This is a genomic window from Arthrobacter sp. ISL-5, assembly GCF_018613835.1.
In the GTDB taxonomy this organism is placed as follows: domain Bacteria; phylum Actinomycetota; class Actinomycetes; order Actinomycetales; family Micrococcaceae; genus Arthrobacter.
Window position 1 is genome coordinate 1 of sequence record NZ_JAGGPM010000007.1, and the last position, 17,948, is coordinate 17,948.

15 protein-coding genes and 1 pseudogene are annotated in these 17,948 nt (G+C 63.0%); 12 read left to right on the top strand and 4 right to left on the bottom strand.

From position 1 onward, the window contains the following. Window positions 1-721 precede the first annotated feature (721 nt). Window positions 722-1,216 carry a hypothetical protein gene (locus J7I89_RS03980; RefSeq protein WP_214967496.1) on the top strand — a complete coding sequence of 165 codons (495 nt, stop codon included), beginning with the start codon at window positions 722-724 and terminating at the stop codon, window positions 1,214-1,216. Here the strand turns inward: J7I89_RS03980 and J7I89_RS03985 are convergent. After that, on the bottom strand, window positions 1,213-2,226 hold the full coding sequence (locus tag J7I89_RS03985) for a LacI family DNA-binding transcriptional regulator (protein ID WP_214967499.1): 1,014 nt from the start codon (window positions 2,224-2,226) through the stop codon (window positions 1,213-1,215). The genes J7I89_RS03980 and J7I89_RS03985 overlap by 4 nt on opposite strands. Window positions 2,227-2,230: 4 nt before the next feature. Further along, window positions 2,231-3,979, bottom strand: a complete 1,749-nt coding sequence (locus tag J7I89_RS03990) for a glycoside hydrolase family 13 protein (RefSeq protein WP_214967501.1) — start codon at window positions 3,977-3,979, stop codon at window positions 2,231-2,233. 222 nt (window positions 3,980-4,201) lie between these two features. On the opposite strand from J7I89_RS03990, the gene J7I89_RS03995 reads away from it, so the two are divergent. Both J7I89_RS03995 and J7I89_RS04000 read left to right on the top strand, forming a co-directional pair. Continuing rightward, window positions 4,202-5,572, top strand: coding sequence for an FAD-binding oxidoreductase (locus tag J7I89_RS03995; protein ID WP_214967503.1), 1,371 nt, complete (start codon window positions 4,202-4,204; stop codon window positions 5,570-5,572). A gap of 247 nt (window positions 5,573-5,819) precedes the next feature. Then, window positions 5,820-5,984 carry a hypothetical protein gene (locus J7I89_RS04000; protein WP_214967505.1) on the top strand — a complete coding sequence of 55 codons (165 nt, stop codon included), beginning with the start codon at window positions 5,820-5,822 and terminating at the stop codon, window positions 5,982-5,984. Window positions 5,985-6,367: 383 nt separating this feature from the next. Here the strand turns inward: J7I89_RS04000 and xylB are convergent, their stop codons facing one another. Both xylB and xylA read right to left on the bottom strand, forming a co-directional pair. Next, window positions 6,368-7,819 carry a xylulokinase gene (gene xylB / locus J7I89_RS04005; RefSeq protein WP_214967507.1) on the bottom strand — a complete coding sequence of 484 codons (1,452 nt, stop codon included), beginning with the start codon at window positions 7,817-7,819 and terminating at the stop codon, window positions 6,368-6,370. Window positions 7,820-7,898: 79 nt separating this feature from the next. Beyond that, the gene (xylA, locus tag J7I89_RS04010) at window positions 7,899-9,086 is read right to left on the bottom strand and encodes a xylose isomerase (protein WP_214967508.1); all 1,188 of its coding nucleotides are present in this window, start codon (window positions 9,084-9,086) and stop codon (window positions 7,899-7,901) included. 308 nt (window positions 9,087-9,394) lie between these two features. Between xylA and chvE the strand changes: the two genes are divergently transcribed. From chvE to J7I89_RS04055, 9 genes and pseudogenes are all read left to right on the top strand, one after another. After that, window positions 9,395-10,495 carry a multiple monosaccharide ABC transporter substrate-binding protein gene (gene chvE / locus J7I89_RS04015; protein WP_214967709.1) on the top strand — a complete coding sequence of 367 codons (1,101 nt, stop codon included), beginning with the start codon at window positions 9,395-9,397 and terminating at the stop codon, window positions 10,493-10,495. Between the two features lie 111 nt (window positions 10,496-10,606). Then, window positions 10,607-12,115 (top strand): multiple monosaccharide ABC transporter ATP-binding protein, encoded by a 1,509-nt coding sequence (gene mmsA / locus J7I89_RS04020; RefSeq protein WP_251044918.1) that lies wholly within the window; start codon window positions 10,607-10,609, stop codon window positions 12,113-12,115. A gap of 2 nt (window positions 12,116-12,117) precedes the next feature. Then, complete coding sequence (gene mmsB, locus J7I89_RS04025) at window positions 12,118-13,320, top strand: multiple monosaccharide ABC transporter permease (protein ID WP_214967513.1); 1,203 nt, start codon at window positions 12,118-12,120, stop codon at window positions 13,318-13,320. 33 nt (window positions 13,321-13,353) lie between these two features. Next, on the top strand, window positions 13,354-14,568 hold the full coding sequence (locus J7I89_RS04030; protein WP_214967515.1) for an ROK family transcriptional regulator: 1,215 nt from the start codon (window positions 13,354-13,356) through the stop codon (window positions 14,566-14,568). 172 nt (window positions 14,569-14,740) lie between these two features. Beyond that, window positions 14,741-15,688 carry an aldose 1-epimerase family protein gene (locus tag J7I89_RS04035; RefSeq protein WP_214967517.1) on the top strand — a complete coding sequence of 316 codons (948 nt, stop codon included), beginning with the start codon at window positions 14,741-14,743 and terminating at the stop codon, window positions 15,686-15,688. A gap of 165 nt (window positions 15,689-15,853) precedes the next feature. Then, a complete protein-coding gene (locus tag J7I89_RS04040; RefSeq protein ID WP_251044905.1) occupies window positions 15,854-16,069 on the top strand; it encodes a hypothetical protein in 216 nt (71 codons plus the stop codon). A gap of 199 nt (window positions 16,070-16,268) precedes the next feature. Then, window positions 16,269-16,526: a hypothetical protein gene (locus tag J7I89_RS04045; RefSeq protein ID WP_214967518.1), complete on the top strand. Its 258-nt coding sequence runs from the start codon at window positions 16,269-16,271 to the stop codon at window positions 16,524-16,526. Between the two features lie 38 nt (window positions 16,527-16,564). After that, window positions 16,565-16,783: a hypothetical protein gene (locus tag J7I89_RS04050; protein ID WP_214967520.1), complete on the top strand. Its 219-nt coding sequence runs from the start codon at window positions 16,565-16,567 to the stop codon at window positions 16,781-16,783. A 375-nt stretch (window positions 16,784-17,158) separates the two neighbouring features. Next, window positions 17,159-17,801, top strand: a pseudogene (locus J7I89_RS04055) (transposase); the annotation flags it as partial. Between the last annotated feature and the right edge of the window lie 147 nt (window positions 17,802-17,948).

A 17,948-nucleotide genomic window follows, 5' to 3' on the forward strand; every position in this document is an offset into this window, starting at 1 on the left:
GAGAGTAGGTCACCGCCGGACACTATTTATGGCTCAGGCCCCGACAACGTATGTCGGGGCCTGATCCTTTTAACGACACCTCGATCAAACGCACTCGGCTGTTTCCGACACCCACAACCAGGCCAGACGCTGGACGCTCTCTCACTACCCGTGGCGCAGGACCGGACGCTCTCTCACTACCCGTGGCGCAGGACCGGACGCTCTCTCACTACCCGTGGCGCAGGACCGGACGCTCTCTCACCACCCGCAACTTTTTACGTGACGCTCTCTCACATCCTGCACCTTTCCGGGGGACGCTCTCTCACTACCCGCCGCGTAGGACCGCACGCTCTCTCATCACCCCTAACGCCGGCCGGGCACCCACGCCAACGCGCCGCCGTCGTCACCGGCCAAACCGAGAGAGCGACCGCGATCATCCCGCAGGGAGTGAGAGAGCGTCCGTGATTAGCCCGCAGGAAGTGAGAGAGCGTCCGCGACGATCCGGCAGGAAGTGAGAGAGCGTCCGCGATTACTGGGCAGGAAGTGAGAGAGCGTCGCCGTAGGGAGTGCGGGAGGTGAGAGGGGGTTTCGACCGGGCTCAACCAACGGGCCGCCGCTGATCGGGCTTCTCGAGATTCAGGCGGCGAAGATCCAGGCGCCGAATACCGGCTGCGGCTACGCCTGGTAGCTGGGGGTATGTTCGACACCATGAGCCTTACGTGTACCGGTAGAGTTGGTGCCCATGGAAAACCTCTTCAGCCACGCCGCCGGCCCCGGCTCCAATGAGCCCATCCCGGCCGAAAGCCTGGACCCGGTGATCTGCACCGTGGTAGTACCCGGACTGGTGTCGCGTGCCTTCATGGGCTTCACCGATCACACGCACTTGTGGTGGCCGATGGAGACCAACAGCGTGTACGGCCCGGGTTCCTACGTGGAGTTTGAGGAGAACCTGATCCTTGAGACTGCCGACGACGGCAGGAGCACCACTTGGGGAACGATCGATGACTGGCAGCCTCCGCTGTCCTTCCACGCCTCCTGGTACCCCGGCACCACGGCACTGTGGTCGACGGAACTGAGGATTGCGTTCCGGGCGGTCGATGACGGCACCGAGGTCCGTGTGGTGCATGATGGCTGGGAAGGCGCCGAGGACCCGGCGGGCACGCGTGCCAGCTACGAGAAGGCGTGGCCCGACGTCCTGGAACGGTTCGTGCGGTTCATGGGCGGCGCGGAAGCCTAGGCCGGCGGCACAGCCGTACTCGACCGGATGACGAACTTCGTCGGATACTCGGTGTCGAGCACCTCCTGGTCCGATCCGCCGTCGAGCCCGTCCAGCAGCAGGCGAACCGCCAGCGCGCCCTGGCCACGCGGATCCTGGTCGATGGTGGTCAGGCCGAACAGCGCGCCCAGTTCGTGCCCGTCCATTCCGATGACCGACAGGTCATCCGGAACCCGGAGCCCGAAATCGCGGGCGGCGAGGATGGTGCCGATTGCCATCTCATCGGAGGCGGCGAAGACGGCCGTCGGCCGCTCTGTAACCCCACCCAGTAGCGAGCGGGCTGCAGCGTAGGCACCCTGGACCGTGAAGTCCGCCGTAACGGTCCACTCCGGCCGCACACTGAGCCCGGCGGCCAGCATTGCCTTTTCATAGCCGGCAAGGCGGGTGCGGGGGATCTTGAAGTCCTGCTCGTACGTGGAGTCCCCGGTCAGGTGCGCGATCCGAGTGTGGCCCAGCCGTATCAGATGATTCACTGCTGCCTCGGCGAGGCCATGATCGTCGATACGGATGGTGGAGGCCCCCGGCAACGGCCCGCCGATTCCCACGATGGGGCGGTGGATCGCCAGCATCTGCGCAATCTCGGATTCTGTGAGGGCGAGTGCAACCGCAATGACAGCGTCAACGCGCTTGCGCAGGAGAAAGTCGTTGAGGACACTCTGCCGGCGCGCGGAGCGCTCGGTGATGTTGTACAGGGTCAGGTCGTAGCCGGCATCCAGCAGCGCCGCCGAGACCCCCTCCACCACCGAGGCAAAGTACCAGCGGTGGACGGAGGGCACCACGAGGCCGATGTTGTAGTTCCGGCCGGAGGCGAGGCTTGACGCCTGGTACGACGGCACGAAGCCGAGGTCCGCAGCTGCCGCCTGGGCACGCGCACGGCTCTTAGGCGACACGTGGCCCCTGCCGCTCAAGGCACGCGAAACGGTGGCCACGGAGAGCCCGGCACGTTCCGCGACGTCCTTGATGCCGGCCATGTACCTAGCTTTCCGAGTCCTCTGCTGAAATCCGCAACCAAACGGTCTCTCCAGAGCTTATTCCATGCCAGCCGTCGGCCAATTCATGGTCCGCGGAGGAGCTGCGGAGCAGCACTTCGCCGGCTGGAAGTTCGATGGACTCGTTGCCCATATTCATGACCACCAGGACGTCGCCGTTGAGGAACGCCAGCGAAGAGCCCGTGCACCATTCCTCGGCCCACGACAGGGAACCACGCCCGAGGCCGAGCTCGCGGCGGGCCGCCAGCATGCGCCGGTAGAGATTCAGGTGCGACGACGGATCCGCGGCCTGGGCATCCCGGGCCAGCTCCGTAAAGCTCTCCGGCTGCGGAAGCCAGGGGTGCTCGCCGTCGCCGAAGCCGTTGTGCCGCTCCGAGGCACGCCACGGCAGCGGTACGCGGCAACCGTCGCGGCCCAGCCGGGCGCCGCCCGTCCGTTTAAACGTCGGGTCCTGCCGCTGGTGGCCAGGGATGTCGATGCCGTCAGGGAGGCCGAGTTCCTCGCCCTGATAGAGGTAGGCGCCGCCCGGCAGGCCCAGCGTGAACAAGGACGCGGCCGCGGCCCGGGACCTGCCCAGCGCGTGATCCGGCTGGGGGTCCTCCGGCCCGATCCCGTCCCCTTCGCGCGGCCCCGACCAGTCGTAGCCAAAGCGGGTGGCGTGCCGGACGACGTCGTGGTTGGAGAGCACCCAGGTGCTGGGGGCGCCGACGGCATCCAGCGACGTCAGAGACTCCGTGACAGTGGTGCGTAGCCGTTGGAGGTCCAGTCCGGCATGCAGGTACGGGAAGTTGAACGCCTGGTGCATTTCGTCCGGCCGGACCCAGTCGGCCAGCCGGGGAAGCGGGTCAACGTTGGCTTCCGCGCAGAGGATGCGATCGGGCCCGTACTCCTCAAGAATCCGCCGCCAAACCCGGTAGATGTCGTGCAGCGCAGGCTGGCCGAACATCGGGGCTTCATGGCCGGGAAAGCCGTCTGAGCTGCTGCCGTCCGCGCGCCCGTCCCATGCCGGCAGGCCCGGCGCTTTGACCAGGGCGTGCGCCACATCCACCCGGAACCCGGAGACTCCCCGGTCAAGCCAGAAGCGCAGGACGCGCTCAAACTCGTCATGGACGGCACGGTTGTCCCAGTTGAAGTCCGGCTGCGAGGAATCGAACAGGTGCAGGTACCACTGACCCGGCTCGCCGTCGGGTTCGGTGATGCGGGTCCAGGCCGAGCCGCCGAAGTGTGATTGCCAGTTGTTGGGCGGCTCCTCGCCCGTGGGGCCGGCGCCGTCGCGGAAGATGAACATGTCCCGTTCCGGGCTGCCCGCTCCTGCGGCGAGGGCGGCCTGGAAATCGCGGTGTTGGTCGGAGCAGTGGTTGGGGACAAGGTCCACGATCACCCTCACGCCCAGCCGGTTGGCCTCCGCGACCAGTCCGTCGAAGTCGCCCAGCTTGCCGAACAGGGGGTCGACGTCGCAATAGTCGCTGACGTCGTAGCCGGCATCGCGCTGTGGCGAACGGTAGAAGGGGGAGAGCCACATCGCGTCGATGTCCAGTTCCGCCAGTTGCTGGAGCTCCGCCGTGATGCCGGCCAGATCGCCGATGCCGTCTCCGTTCAGGTCGCGGAACGACCGGGGGTACACCTGGTAGATGACGGCAGAGCGCCACCATCCGTGGGCGTGGTCGGCTGCGTGAACCGGTGTCAGGGAGCCGGCAAGGGGGCTGGCAGTGTGTAGCAATGAGTCAACAGACATTTGGCCAGCTTAGAGGGGCGCAATGGCGAAATGAAAGCGTTTCCAGTCCACAGCGCCATGACAGTTTCCGTAAAGGCACCTACCGGATGCCACTTATGGCCACACCAAACTGGAAGCGTTTGCAGGCGAGGCGGGAGGGCGCCCCGGCGCCGGGATGCCCGCAAAACTACGCCACCCCGACATCTAGACTGGAATCCACATGTGATCGGAACGGGAGAGCCAATGGGCAGCATTGCTGACGAACTCACTTCAGTCCTGGGGCCAGGCAAGGTAGTCCACGACGAGTCTGCCCTGGCTGCCTACGCGGTGGACCAGGCGCCGGTGCTGGACTACCAGCTGCCGCTTGCCGTCGTGTTTGCCGGCTCGGTGGCTGACGTCCAGGCGACTGTCAGGACGTGTGCAGCCCGCAACGTGCCGATTGTGCCGCGCGGGGCCGGCACGGGGGTCTCGGGCGGCGCGCACGCCAGCGAGGGATCGGTTGTTCTCAGCCTGGAACGGATGAACCGGATCCTGGACCTGAATCCGGACGATGAGACCGCTGTGGTTGAACCGGGTGTGGTCAACGCCGACCTTAACGACGCCGCTGCGCGGCACGGGCTCATGTTCGCTCCGGACCCGGCCAGTTTCCGGACGTCAACGATCGGCGGAAATGTTGCCACCAATGCCGGCGGGCTGCGGTGCGCCAAGTACGGGGTGACCCGGGATTCGGTGCTGGCGCTGGACGTGGTGCTCGCTGACGGCAGCCTGATCCACACCGGCCACCAGACCTTCAAGGGCGTGGCTGGCTACGACCTCACGGGGCTGTTCGTCGGTTCCGAGGGGACGCTGGGAATTGTGGTGGGCGTGACGGTGCGGCTCAAGTACCTGTCACGCGAGGTGCACACCATTGCCGCGTTCTACCCGGACTTCCGGCAGGCCGCCGCCGGGGTGCTCGCCGTGGGCAAGTCCCGCGTACAGCCCGCCATCATGGAACTGCTCGACGGCGGGTCCCTCGCCCAGCTGGACGAGATCCACGGCTCGGACCTGGCCTCCCGGGGCGCCTCGCTGCTCCTGATCCAGACTGACGGCTTCGGCGCGGCGGCGGAGGCCGACGTCGTGCGCGAAGTTCTTGCCGCGGGTGGTGCCGTGGTCACCACCGAAGCCAGCGCGGAAGCCGAGCAGCTGGTGGAGCTGCGGCGCAACAGCAGGGGAGTCGAAGTCGATGACCAGTACCGGGTGGGCGAGGACGTCGCCGTCCCGCGCTCCCGGCTGGTGGACTATGTGGCCGCCCTTGAATCACTGGCGGAGGTCCACGACGTGAAGCTGAAGGTGGTGGCGCATGCGGGCGACGGAAACCTGCACCCCACCTTCTGGGTGGACCGCGTGAACGACCAGGTGGACGCGGACGCCATGCGGCGACTGAACAAGACCCTCGACGCGTCAATCGCGGTGGCACTGGGCATGGGCGGCACCATTACGGGCGAGCACGGCGTGGGGCAGTACAAGCTGCGCTGGCTCGGCCTGGAGCAGCCCGAGCCCATCCGCGAGCTGCAGCACCGGATCAAGGAGCTCTTCGACCCTGCGGGACTATTCAACCCGGGCAAGGCCATCTAGATTCTGGTATTCCAAAATACGCCGTGTCCTTGCTCTTCGGGACGGGCGCGGTGTTGGAGCGCGAGGCGAGGGCCGGGAATTCCACCTGCTCCTGGACAGCTGGGCGGGTCCGGAACTCGGCAAGGGCTACCAGTGGTCAGAGGAGTACTTCCGCAACCGCCGCGCGAATGTTTTCACGGCCGGGGAACGCCAGCAGATCCGCGAATATGCCCTGATCCAACTGGTCCTGCACGGCATCACCACGTACATGCCGATCGCCTCCGAGGTCCATTCCGAATGGGCGGAAACATTCGACGAGCTCGCGGGGATGGCCGAGACCAGCAGCCGGCTGGGGTTGCGCGGCTACCTCGGGCCGGCCTACCGCGCCGGGGTCAACGTGGTGCGGGAGAACGGCGTGAGAATGTCAAACTGATTTGAGCCCACTTTGGCGTTGAATCGCAGCCTGATTCGGGACCACCTTGTGTCCGGGGGCGTTGTTGGTTCCATCCATGTGTGAGATGCAGGAGGGTCCGCAGTGAGGTTGCGGACCGCGGCCGGCCCGCATGCGAGGCCTTCTTTGCGAATCAGAGCCGCTGACGTGCGTCGATACGCTCGTTGTGCGATGTCTCTGGCAGCGTCGGAGGATTTCGGCTTGTATGCGGCCAGTTCGTCTTCTCCGTGAGTTCGGCCTCTTTCCGTTTCTGGCCACCGGTTCTATGGTCGGGGTCGTTGTGGGCAGGTGCCGGCACCTTCGGGATCTATCGCGGGCCGCTCCAACGGACCGGACCGTGGGTAAGGTGTGGCCGAGCTTACGATTTATTGGTTAGGAGAGTCTCCTTGCCGTAAGTGATTGACATACGCCTTTGCGTAGTTCCGATACTGGGTGAGGACTTGCGGCGCGCTGACTGTGGCGGGGACTTCACTGATGCTGGGGGTCCAGTAGGGCCATGCTCCCCCGAGGATGCCCGCTGCCTGGCGCGCGGCGCCGTCTGCGACATATTCGCCGGGTTCGGGTACCACCACCGGCAGCCCGAAGACTGCCGCGGCGACCTGCTGGACTGCCCGGGACTGCGCCCCGCCGCCCACCAAGATGATCCGGGCGGCAACGACGCCCTGGGCCTCGAGCGCCGCGAGGCCGTCGGCGAGGGAGCAGACCACCCCTTCGATTGCGGCCCTAGCCATGTTGACAGGCGTGTAATTGGCTAGAGTGAGCCCGTGTACGGAGCCCCTGGCCTGGGGAAGGTTGGGCGTGCGCTCACCCTCGAAATAGGGGATCAAGGTCAGGCCGTCCGCCCCCGCCGGAGCGCTAAGTGCCAATTCTGTGAGCCCTTCTAGGCTGACGCCGAGCACCCGAGCGGTCGCGTCGAAGATCCGGGTGGCGTTCAGTGTGCAGGCCAGCGGCAGGAAGTTTCCTGAGGCGTCGGCGAAGCCGGCCACTAGGCCGGAAGGATCGGCAGCCGGCGTCGGCGAGACAGCAAAAACAGTCCCGGATGTCCCGAGTGACACGACTACATCGCCGGGCCGAGCGTGAACTCCTAGTGCAGCCGCGGCGTTGTCTCCGGCGCCGGGTCCGATCAGTGTCCCGGACGGTGTCTTGCCAGCTGATTCCAGCGGGCCGATCACTGCGGGCAGCACCGGTACGTGGCCAAGCGCTTTGCCTACGAGGTCCGTCAGATATGCTCCGCGCGCGGCGGAATAGTAGCCGGTGCCCGAAGCATCTGAGCGATCCGTCGTCAGTAACTGAAGCGATGACGGACCTGATCCAGGGCCGTGGCCGGCCAGACGCCAGCTGAGCCAGTCGTGGGGAAGGCAGATGGCTGCCACCCGGCGGGCATTGTCAGGTTCATTGCGTGCAAGCCACCGCAGCTTGGTGATCGTCAGGGAGGCCACCGGTACGGTGCCCGTGGCTTGCGCCCAGAATACGGAGCCGGCGTCGAGGTCTCCGTTTCCGGCCTCAGCGATGAGTTGGAGCGCGTCCTCAGAAGAACGCGTGTCGTTCCACAAGAGAGCCGGGCGAACCACGTAGCCGGACGAATCCAAGCAAACCATGCCGTGCTGCTGGCCGCCGATAGAGACGGCGGCGACGTCGTCGAGACCGCCTGCCAGAGCTACCGCCTCCTGAAGGGCAGTCCACCAGTGCTCGGGGTGGACCTCAGTGCCCGCGGGGTGAGCGGCGCGGCCCTGTCGGACCAGGTCACCGGTGAATGCGTCACGGATCACCACTTTGCATGACTGGGTGGAACTGTCGATTCCTGCTACCAACGGCATGGACGGATTCTTTCTGAAAAAGCTGCCGCCGGATCGGGGACCCGGCGGCAGCGGAACGACGACTCGGTTGGGTTTCGGCTTAGCGGGCGCCGAGCAGGTGCTCGATCGCCAGCTGGTTGAGCTGGACGAACGCGAAAGAGCGCTCTGCAGCCTTGTCGGCGTCAAACTCCGCAAACGCGGTGCCGTCCGCCAGCAGATCGGCGGTGGTCTCGCCGGCGCTGAGCGTCGGTTCGCCCAGTTCGAAGACACCGGAGGCGGCCAGCGCGGCCTGGACTTCGGGGTCGGCACGGAACGCCAGGGCGCGTTCCTTCAGCATCAGGTACATGGACATGTTCGCTTTGGCGGAGTTCCAGACGCCGTCGTAACCGTCTGTGCGGGAGGGCTTGTAGTCGAAGTGCCGGGGACCGTCATACTTCGGGCCGCCGTTGGGGAAGCCGTTCTCCAGGAGATCTACGGTGAAGAAGGCGCTGGTGAGGTCGCCGTGGCCGAAGACAAGGTCCTGATCGAATTTGATGCCGCGCTGGCCGTTAAGGTCGATGTGGAACAGCTTGCCCGCCCACAATGCCTGGGCGATGCCATGGGTGAAGTTCAGGCCGGCCATCTGCTCGTGGCCGGTTTCCGGGTTGAGGCCGACGATGTCGCCGTGCTCAAGCTGGGCGATGAAAGCCAAGCCGTGGCCCACGGTAGGCAGGAAGATGTCGCCGCGGGGTTCGTTGGGCTTGGGCTCCAGAGCGATGCGCAGGCTGTAGCCCTTCTCCTTGATGTAGGCGGCCGCCGTGTCGACGCCTTCCTTCATGCGGTCCAGAGCAGCGGAGAGATCCTTGGAGCCGTCGTATTCGCTGCCTTCGCGGCCGCCCCACATGACGAAGGTGTCTGCACCGAGCTCGGCGGCGAGGTCGATGTTCTTCAGGACCTTGCTAAGCGCGAAACGCCGGATGGAGCGGTCGTTGGAGGTGAATCCGCCGTCCTTGAAGACCGGGTGGCTGAACAGGTTAGTGGTGACCATCGGGACCTTCAGCCCGGTCTCGGCGAGGGCTGCCGTGAAGTTCTTCAGGATCAGGTCCCGCTCGGCTGCGCTGGCATCGAAGGGAATCAGGTCGTTGTCGTGGAAAGTGATGCCGTAGGCGCCAAGTTCGCTGAGCTTGTGAACGGCTTCCACGGGGTCCAGAGCGGTTCGAGTGGCTTGGCCAAAAGGATCTGCCCCGGTCCACCCGACTGTCCAAAGTCCGAAAGTGAATTGGTCCTGAGGCGTAGGCGTCGATGTCATGTGTCCTCCAGAAATGGGTTAGTTGTCGTGGACAACCTATTCCCAGGCTCAGATTGTTGTCAAGATACTTCTGGTACGCAGCTCAAGGACGAGCAGCACCAATGCAAGACGACGCCCCCCCTCACGAAAATGAGACTTGCATCACGTGAAAATTGCGGCTAAGTTGTGGTCAGCAACATTTCAAAAAAGGTTTCGCATGAAACCTGCGTATCGGCTGACCAGCTTCCTCCGCTTATGAAGGGGCGAAGTGTGTGCGGCGACCCAAAATTCAAATTGTTGTCCTGTTCAGAGAAGAAAGAAACAACAACATGTCACTATCCAAATCGTTGGCCGCCGTCGGTACAGTAGCGGCCCTGAGTCTTTCGCTCGCCGCGTGCGGCGGAAGTTCAGCCCCCCAGGCAGCCGGATGCAACGTGGGAATCTCCATGCCCACCCGGAGTCTCGAGCGCTGGATCAACGACGGTGAGGGCCTGCGGTCGAAGCTCGCAGCCGCCGGTTGCACCGTCGATCTCCAGTACGCCGACAACAAGACCGACCAGCAGATCAGCCAAATCCAGAACCAGGTGGCCGGCGGGTCAAAGATATTGGTCGTCGCCGCCATCGACGGCGCTGCCCTGGCCCCCGTCCTCGCTGAGGCCAAAAAGCAGGATGCTACTGTCATCGCCTACGACCGTCTGATCAACGGCACCGAGGACGTTGACTACTATGCGACCTTTGACAACTACAAAGTGGGCCAGCTGCAGGGCCAGTACATTGAGGACACCCTGAAACTCAAGGACGGCAAGGGGCCTTTCAACCTTGAAGCGTTTGCCGGCAGTCCCGATGACAACAACGCGAAGTTCTTCTTTGCCGGTGCCTGGGATGTACTTTCTCCCTACATCCAGAAGGGCCAGCTGACGGTTCCGTCGGGCAAGGCGCCGAAATCCGCTGCCGAATGGGCGTCCATCGGTATTCAGGGCTGGGCCAGTGACAAGGCCCAGGCGGAAATGGACAACCGCCTGTCTTCCTTCTATGGCGGAGGCAAGAAAGTGGATGTCGTCCTCTCCCCGAACGACAGCCTTGCCATTGGAATTGAGGCATCCCTGAAATCGGCAGGTTACAAACCGGGTGCGGATTACCCGATTATCACCGGCCAGGACGCTGATAAAGCCAATGTGAAGGCCACCCTTGCAGGTGAGCAGTCGATGACCGTATGGAAGGACACCCGCGCCCTGGGCGAGCAGGTCTTCAAAATGGTGAAGTCAATCGCCGACGGGCAGAAGCCCGAGGTGAACGACACGAAGTCCTACGACAACGGTAAGAAAATCGTTCCCTCCTACCTGCTGGTACCCGAGGTGGTTACCAAGGACACGGTCAAGTCGAAGCTTATTGATTCAGGCTTCCTCAAATCGTCCGACGTGGGTCTCTGACCTAAAAACCATTCCAGGGTGCCCCGGCCGTGTCTCGGTCAGGGCACCCTGGCATCCGGAATATTGAGACCACAACGAAGGGGAGTAACCGTGAATGTGCCCATCCTGAGGATGCTGGACATCACCAAAGACTTCAGTGGGGTAAGGGCGCTGGACGGGGTTTCGCTCGAGGTTGCCCGGGGTGAAGTCCATGCGATCTGTGGAGAAAACGGCGCGGGCAAGTCGACGTTGATGAAGGTTCTATCCGGCGTCTACGGACACGGAACCTACGGCGGCGTCATCGAGTTTGAAGCGGAAGAGGCCAGCTTCAAATCGATCAATGACAGCGAGGCCAGGGGAATCGTGATCATCCATCAGGAACTGGCGCTCAGCCCCTACCTGTCAATCGCCGAGAACATCTTCCTGGGCAATGAACGCGCGCGAATCGGCATCGTGGACTGGAACAGAACGAACCTGGAAGCGTCCGCTCTCCTTGCCCGCGTAGGGCTTAGGGAAAGCCCTGCCACCCCGGTGCTTCAACTGGGGGTCGGGAAACAGCAGCTTGTGGAGATCGCCAAAGCACTGTCCAAGAGAGTGAAACTGCTCATCCTCGACGAACCGACCGCGGCCTTGAATGACGAAGACTCCGAACATCTGCTCAACCTCCTGGAACACCTGCGTGAACAGGGAGTGACCAGCATCATCATTTCCCACAAGCTCAAAGAAATACTCAGCATTGCTGACCGGGTCACCGTCATCCGGGACGGAAAGTCGATCGAGACGATCGACATGCACGGCCCTGATGCCACCGAAGGCCGCATCATCCGGTCAATGGTGGGCCGGGAACTGACCAGCATGTTCCCTCCGAGGAAGGCCGAAATCGGCGAAGAGATATTCCGGGTCGAAAACTGGACCGTTTACCACCCCATCGATCACACGCGACGTGTCGTGGACGACGCATCCTTTTACGTCCGGGCAGGAGAAATCGTCGGCTTCGCCGGGCTGATGGGGGCCGGCCGAACGGAGCTGGCGATGAGTATCTTTGGGCGGCTGTACGGAAGAAACATTTCCGGAACGGTTTTCAAGCACGGGAAGCCCATAGACGTCCGCACCGTGGAAGCGGCAATAGCCAACGGCCTCGCCTACGCCACAGAGGATCGAAAGCGGTACGGCTTGAATCTGATCGGAAACATCACCGTGAACGTCTCAGCTGCCGCCTTGTCCAAGTTGGCACGGTGGGGGGTCATCGATCGCCACCGGGAATACAAGGTCGCCGAGTCATACCGGGAACGCATGAATATCAAAGCCCCCGGCGTCGACACCATAACCGGGAAACTGTCCGGCGGGAACCAGCAAAAAGTTGTCCTAAGCAAATGGATCTTCTCCGGGCCCGACATCCTCATTCTCGATGAGCCCACCCGTGGCATCGACGTCGGTGCGAAATACGAAATCTACGGCATCATCAACGAACTCGCAGCACAAGGAAAAGCTGTCATCGTCATCTCCTCGGAACTCCCGGAACTATTGGGACTTTCGGACCGGATATACGCGATCTCTGAAGGCCGCATCACCGGCGAAGTTCCACGCGAAGAAGCGGACCAGGAAGTGTTGATGCACTACATGACTGCTGGAAAGGACTAACCATGAGTACCGACACCACCCTCAGGCCCACGCCCAAGGCCGCCCCCCGAAAAGCCGCGATCAACCTACGCCAGTACGGACTCCTGGCCGCGCTGGTCATCATCGTCGCCTTGTTCCAGTTCCTCACCAACGGCCGGCTCCTCATGCCGGGCAACGTGAACAATCTCATTCAACAAAATGCCTACGTTCTGATCCTGGCCATCGGAATGGTGATCGTTATCGTCGCCGGACACATCGATCTATCAGTTGGCTCAGTGGTGGCAATGGTCGGGGCCGTGACCGCCATTGCCATGAACAACTGGGGGCTACCCTGGTGGGCTGCGGTGATTCTCGGTCTGCTTCTGGGGGCAGTGATCGGCGCGTGGCAGGGGTTCTGGATAGCCTTCGTGGAGATACCGGCATTTATTGTCACCCTGGCGGGAATGCTGCTTTTCCGTGGGCTAACCCTTGTCCTGCTGACCGGGGGAACCATCGCCGGACTGCCCGCGCCGTTTACCGCCATCGGCGCCGGCTGGCTGCCTCCAGTCTTTGGCGAGGTCGCAAAGAAGGACAGTCTCACGCTCCTGATCGGGATTGTCGCCTCTGCGGCTCTCGTGCTCCAGCTTATCCGTACCCGGAAGACGCTCAAACGCCTTGACCTGCCCAGAGAGCCCGTCACGTCATTCAGCATTAAGGCGGCGGGCGCCGTCATCGGCATCATGGCACTGGCGTGGCTGCTCGCCGGCTACAACGGCACGCCGATCATCCTGATCATTCTGGCAGCCCTCATCCTGGTGTACACGTTCGTCTTGAACCGCACAGTGTTCGGCCGCCACATCTACGCAATGGGCGGTAACCTTTTTGCCGCCGAGATGTCAGGGGTCAAGACAAAATGGGTCAACTTCCTGATCTTCGTCAACATCGGAGTACTCTCGGGACTGGCAGGTGTTGTCAGCACGGCCAGAGCGGGCGGCGCTGTCGCCTCTGCCGGGCAGAACTATGAGTTGGATGCCATCGCAGCCGTATTCATTGGAGGTGCGGCGGTCCAGGGCGGAATAGGCACGATCATCGGGGCGGTCATCGGAGGCCTCGTTATGGGCGTGCTCAATATGGGCCTATCGATTCTCTCCGTCGATGCCGCCTGGCAAATGGCCATCAAAGGTCTCGTGCTTCTCCTGGCCGTCGCTTTCGATATTTTCAACAAGCGCCGCTCCGGAGGAAGATGAGCAGCGACTACAACTAATTTCGAGAGGCATAGGGTGACGGCTTCACACCTGACCAAGCTGGACGGTGCGCAAAGAACCAGCGCGAAGCCGCTCCAGGGCACGGACACGATCCGGCGCAACAACCTGTCGTTGATTTTGGGCCTGCTCCACCGAGGAGGACCGCTGTCGCGTGCCCACCTGACGAAGCAGACGGGGTTGAACCGCTCAACCATTAGCGCTCTGGTCGCCGAGCTCGACGACCTGGGACTTGCCTATGAAACAGAACCGCCCGCCATAGGGCGCGTCGGACGGCCAAGCCCCCTCGTTCATCCCAACGAAAAGGTCGCGGCCCTGGCCATCAATCCAGATGTAGATGCCGTGACCGTCGGGCTGGTCGGCCTCGGCGGTCACGTTCATCGCAGGATCCGGTATGAGGCCGCTACACAGCCTTCCGTGACGGACACAGTGAACATTAGCCGGGCGATTGTAGAAGGAATGCAGGCCGACCTGGACGCCATGGACCGGATTACAGGCGTTGGGCTTGCCGTTCCTGGACTCGTCAGATCGTCCGACGGACAGATACTCCTGGCACCGCACCTCCAGTGGGCCGACGAGCCACTAGCGGCCTCCCTTGAGCAAGCCCTGGCCCGTCCGGTGCGTGCCGGGAATGATGCCACTCTGGGTTCGCTCGCCGAAAGTATTTACGGGGCCGCCGTGGGGGTATCGGACGTGGTGTATCTGAACGGAAGCGCCAGCGGCATCGGCGGTGGCGTCATTTCCGGAGGCAGGCCTTTGCGGGGTTCTGCAGGATTTGCCGGCGAACTTGGACACACCCTGGTGCGAACCAACGGGGAAAAGTGCCATTGCGGAAGATCCGGGTGTTTGGATGCCGAAGTCCGCCTCGAACGGCTCCTCGCCCCGCTCGGCCGTGCCCGGGCGGACCAGGACGAGCTTGAACGGGCCATTGCCGAGCGTCCGTCCCGGGAGCTACAAGAGGAAGTTGAACGGCAGATCGACCTCCTTGCGGTGGCGCTGACGAATTTTGTCAACATTTTCAACCCCCAAATGATCGTGCTCGGCGGGTTTCTGGGATCTATCTTCTCCCTGGACCCCAAGCGCCTTATCTCGGCCGTGGCCGAAGAGACGATTGGGGGACTCGGAGCGGACGTCAAGATCAAAAGGGCGGTCCTCGGGTCCGAACTGCTACTGGTTGGCGCCGCCGAGCTGGCATTTGCCCAGCTTCTCGCTGACCCCGCCGGGACTGCCTAAACCTTCCCTCGAGAAGCCAGGGTCAACAGGTCAATGGTTGCCGATCGAGCATCCTGTCACGAAGGCGAGAACTCATCGGCAGTGATACCGACGCATGGCCGCGCGGGTAACGGGGCAAGGCCTGCCGGAAACACTGGCACTTTTACACTACTAATTTGTCATTGGGAGAGATGTGTCCGATACGGACTTCGAAATCCGATGGGGCCAGTACGAGGCCCTCGTCACGACCCGGGGAGGGGCTCTCCGGCAGTTGCGGCATCGAGGGAGGAACCTCGTCGTGCCATTCGGCGAGAACGGTGAGATCCCCGACTTTCGTGGAGTAATCTGTGCTCCCTGGCCCAACAGGGTTGTCGAGGGAAAGTACAGCGCTGAGGGACGCCAGCTGCGCCTGCCCCTAAATGATCTCGCCAACGGCGCCGCCCTGCACGGCCTGGTTTTCAATAAGAACTGGAAAACCCTTGAGGTGACGGAGGATTCCTTATCCATGGGCTACGAGGTCAAACATAGTGATGCCTACCCCTTCAACCTCTATATCGAAGTCCATTACAGGGTTGATGAAGGAGGACTTCACGGTACGGTGCGATCAACAAACCAGGGTACCGGCACGGCCCCCTACGGTGTCTGTCCGCACCCTTATCTAGTGGCAGGAGATGCGCCGCTTGACGAGTGGTCGGTGCGCATCCCCGCCGCCGAGGTCATGCTGGTGAGCAGCGAACGGATGATTCCGGGAGAGGTAGTACCGGTGGAAGGACAACCGTATGATTTTCGGTGCGAGCGGGAGCTAGGGGACATACAGCTCGACCACGCCTATACCGGGATCTCCCGGGATGAGGACGATCGCGCCAGGGTGCAACTGTTCGATCCCTCCGGCTCCGGAGTCGAACTCTCGTGGGACAGCCAATGGCCATGGTTACAGGTGCACACGGCCGACAAACCCCACGACCCCAGCCGGATCGGCCTGGCCGTCGAACCAATGTCATGCCCACCGAATGCTTTTAACAGCGGCGTTGACCTGATCCGGATGGGCCCGGCGGAGTCGCATGAAGCAAGCTGGTCAATCTCCGCCCTGAGCCGCTGCGATCTACCACCGGTCCGCAGGGGATACGGACAGCCCGGATGAAGGCGCGCCTCGAAGGGGCAGAGATCTGGCGGCTGACGGGAGGATAGATCGACTCCACACGACCCGGCAGGGAACGTCCCCGCCAGAGGAAAGACCCAGACGTGTGCCGTAGCCGCTGGCGGCAGACTCCGCGTCCACTAATCCACTGCCAAACAAGGAGACACTGTGCAAAAAATCATCGCTGACCTCTTCGTTAATAGCCGCGTAGACAGGGACGCCCAGCTCGACCATGCCGTGGCAGCGGCCCAACAGGAACTCCAAGACCTTCCCTACGGCATCCTGGTCACCCGACAGGACTATGCCCGCTTCACCGTGTCGCTCACCCCTGCCGTGCCATTCGGGCAGATTCAAGAACTCGATCAAGCCAGCCGACTCAAGTAGCGCCATCGATGGGCCGTCAGACCCAGGCCTCGCTGTCCGGTCTCAGTTAAGTTGGCAACGCCGACCTGGGGTTTTGCCAGGTGAATTGAGACGGATCCGGGGCCAGCCGTCTCACTTGAGTTGGCATTTCCGTACTCGTGTCGTGGACTGGGCCTGCCCTGCTGCCGCAACGCCGCTGCGCAAAAAGGAACCCCGCACCATGCGCTACCTAACGGAGAAGAGGACCGTGACAACCGACGAATACGTCCGCGACTGGACAAGGATCCGGACCCGCGACGAGATCAAGCTCAGCAAGGACAGCCAGGAAATCGCCCGCGGACTCGCCGACGGCGTCACCCACGACGGCAAGACGCTCTGGCTGATCCAATTCGGCGGAAAGGGCCGGTCCATGTTCACCAACCAAGGCGGCATCCTCGCCTTCCGCACCAACACGTCAACACGGTCCCCGCAGATCTGACCCGCAGTTGCGAAGCCCGCCCCAGACAGGACACCCCCATGCACGAAACCGCACCGTCCCGCCTCGACATCGCCGTCAGCGAGACCCACAGCAGAGACGACCAGCTCGCCGACGCCGTCAACCAACTGATACCCGCTGCCCTGGAACGCAGGCACGGAATACTCGTCACCCAACACGACACCGCCAATTACACCCTCGAGGTAGACCCTTGCGTCCCCTGCGGAACGATCCACGAAAAAAGACGCTCGGAACCATAGAAACGAACCGGAATATATCCGCGGTGCGACAACGCGCCGAATTCACCGCCGACGCAAAGGCCGACTTTTGCAACCCCGCCGGAGTAGAAACCGCATTCATCGACCCGTGAACAACCTGGCAAAACGGAGAGTCCCTCACCGGCGTCACCTACGCCCAACTGGACCGCCACCAATTCACCTACATCCGGGATGAAACCTGCAGCGCCGCACTGACGGAGCCGGTGAACACCCCACAGCACGTCCACCCTTCGCCCCACAGTGGGGCGGGTGCGGGTCCGTTCTGGGAGCACCGCAGCCGAGGATTCGGGACTGTGGAAATAACGGTGTATCCGGCTCGACACGCCGGGCGGTAAGCCTGGCGGGGAGGAGCCCGATATGGCCGCAACACTTGAGGCTGTGCCGAGTACGAAAACCGCTGAAAAGAAGACAGAAATAACCGAGGCCGACGCTGCCCGCGAACTGGTCCGAATGGCCAAGGAGCAGGGCCTGTCCCTGACCGGTCCTGACGGTCTGCTCAAGCAGCTGACCAAGACCGTGATCGAGACCGCGCTCAGGGGTTGATGAGATGGTCCTCTCGCTCTATGCGAAGGGCCTGACGACCGGGGAAATCAGCGCGCACTTCGCCGAGATCTATGGTGCCTCCGTCTCCACGGAGACGGTCTCGCGGATCACCGACCGGGTGCTCGAGGAGATGGCGGCGTGGCAGAACCGGCCCCTGGATGAGGTCTACGCGGCGATCTTCATCGACGCCATTGTCGTCAAGGTCCGGGACGGGCAGGTCGCCAACCGCCCGATTTACGCCGCGATCGGTGTCACCCTGGAGGGCGAGAAGGACATCCTCGGACTCTGGGCCGGGACCGGTGGGGAGGGCGCGAAGTTCTGGATGAGCGTGCTCACCGACATCAAGAACCGCGGCGTCAAAGACACGTTCTTCCTGGTCTGCGACGGGCTCAAGGGCCTGCCCGAAGTCGTGACGAATGTCTGGCCGCTCACAACGGTGCAGACGTGCATCATCCATTATGCCGACCTTCGGATTATGCCGATGTGGCCGCGGGATCCTTTGCGGTGCAGGGGTCTCGTGCTGGCGAGGTCGGCATAATCAGAGCGCTTCGAGCCAGGCGATGAGGCTGTCGGGGGGCTGGTATCGGCCTGCTCGCCCGTTGGG

Excerpts from the sequence above, each read along its gene's own strand:
- J7I89_RS03980 (WP_214967496.1), top strand. The coding sequence starts at position 722 with ATGGAAAACCTCTTCAGCCACGCCGCCGGCCCCGGCTCCAATGAGCCC.
- J7I89_RS03985 (WP_214967499.1), bottom strand. The coding sequence starts at position 2,226 with ATGGCCGGCATCAAGGACGTCGCGGAACGTGCCGGGCTCTCCGTGGCC.
- J7I89_RS03990 (WP_214967501.1), bottom strand. The coding sequence starts at position 3,979 with ATGTCTGTTGACTCATTGCTACACACTGCCAGCCCCCTTGCCGGCTCC.
- J7I89_RS03995 (WP_214967503.1), top strand. The coding sequence starts at position 4,202 with ATGGGCAGCATTGCTGACGAACTCACTTCAGTCCTGGGGCCAGGCAAG.
- J7I89_RS04000 (WP_214967505.1), top strand. The coding sequence starts at position 5,820 with ATGCCGATCGCCTCCGAGGTCCATTCCGAATGGGCGGAAACATTCGAC.
- xylB (WP_214967507.1), bottom strand. The coding sequence starts at position 7,819 with ATGCCGTTGGTAGCAGGAATCGACAGTTCCACCCAGTCATGCAAAGTG.
- xylA (WP_214967508.1), bottom strand. The coding sequence starts at position 9,086 with ATGACATCGACGCCTACGCCTCAGGACCAATTCACTTTCGGACTTTGG.
- chvE (WP_214967709.1), top strand. The coding sequence starts at position 9,395 with ATGTCACTATCCAAATCGTTGGCCGCCGTCGGTACAGTAGCGGCCCTG.
- mmsA (WP_251044918.1), top strand. The coding sequence starts at position 10,607 with ATGCTGGACATCACCAAAGACTTCAGTGGGGTAAGGGCGCTGGACGGG.
- mmsB (WP_214967513.1), top strand. The coding sequence starts at position 12,118 with ATGAGTACCGACACCACCCTCAGGCCCACGCCCAAGGCCGCCCCCCGA.
- J7I89_RS04045 (WP_214967518.1), top strand. The coding sequence starts at position 16,269 with ATGCGCTACCTAACGGAGAAGAGGACCGTGACAACCGACGAATACGTC.
- J7I89_RS04050 (WP_214967520.1), top strand. The coding sequence starts at position 16,565 with ATGCACGAAACCGCACCGTCCCGCCTCGACATCGCCGTCAGCGAGACC.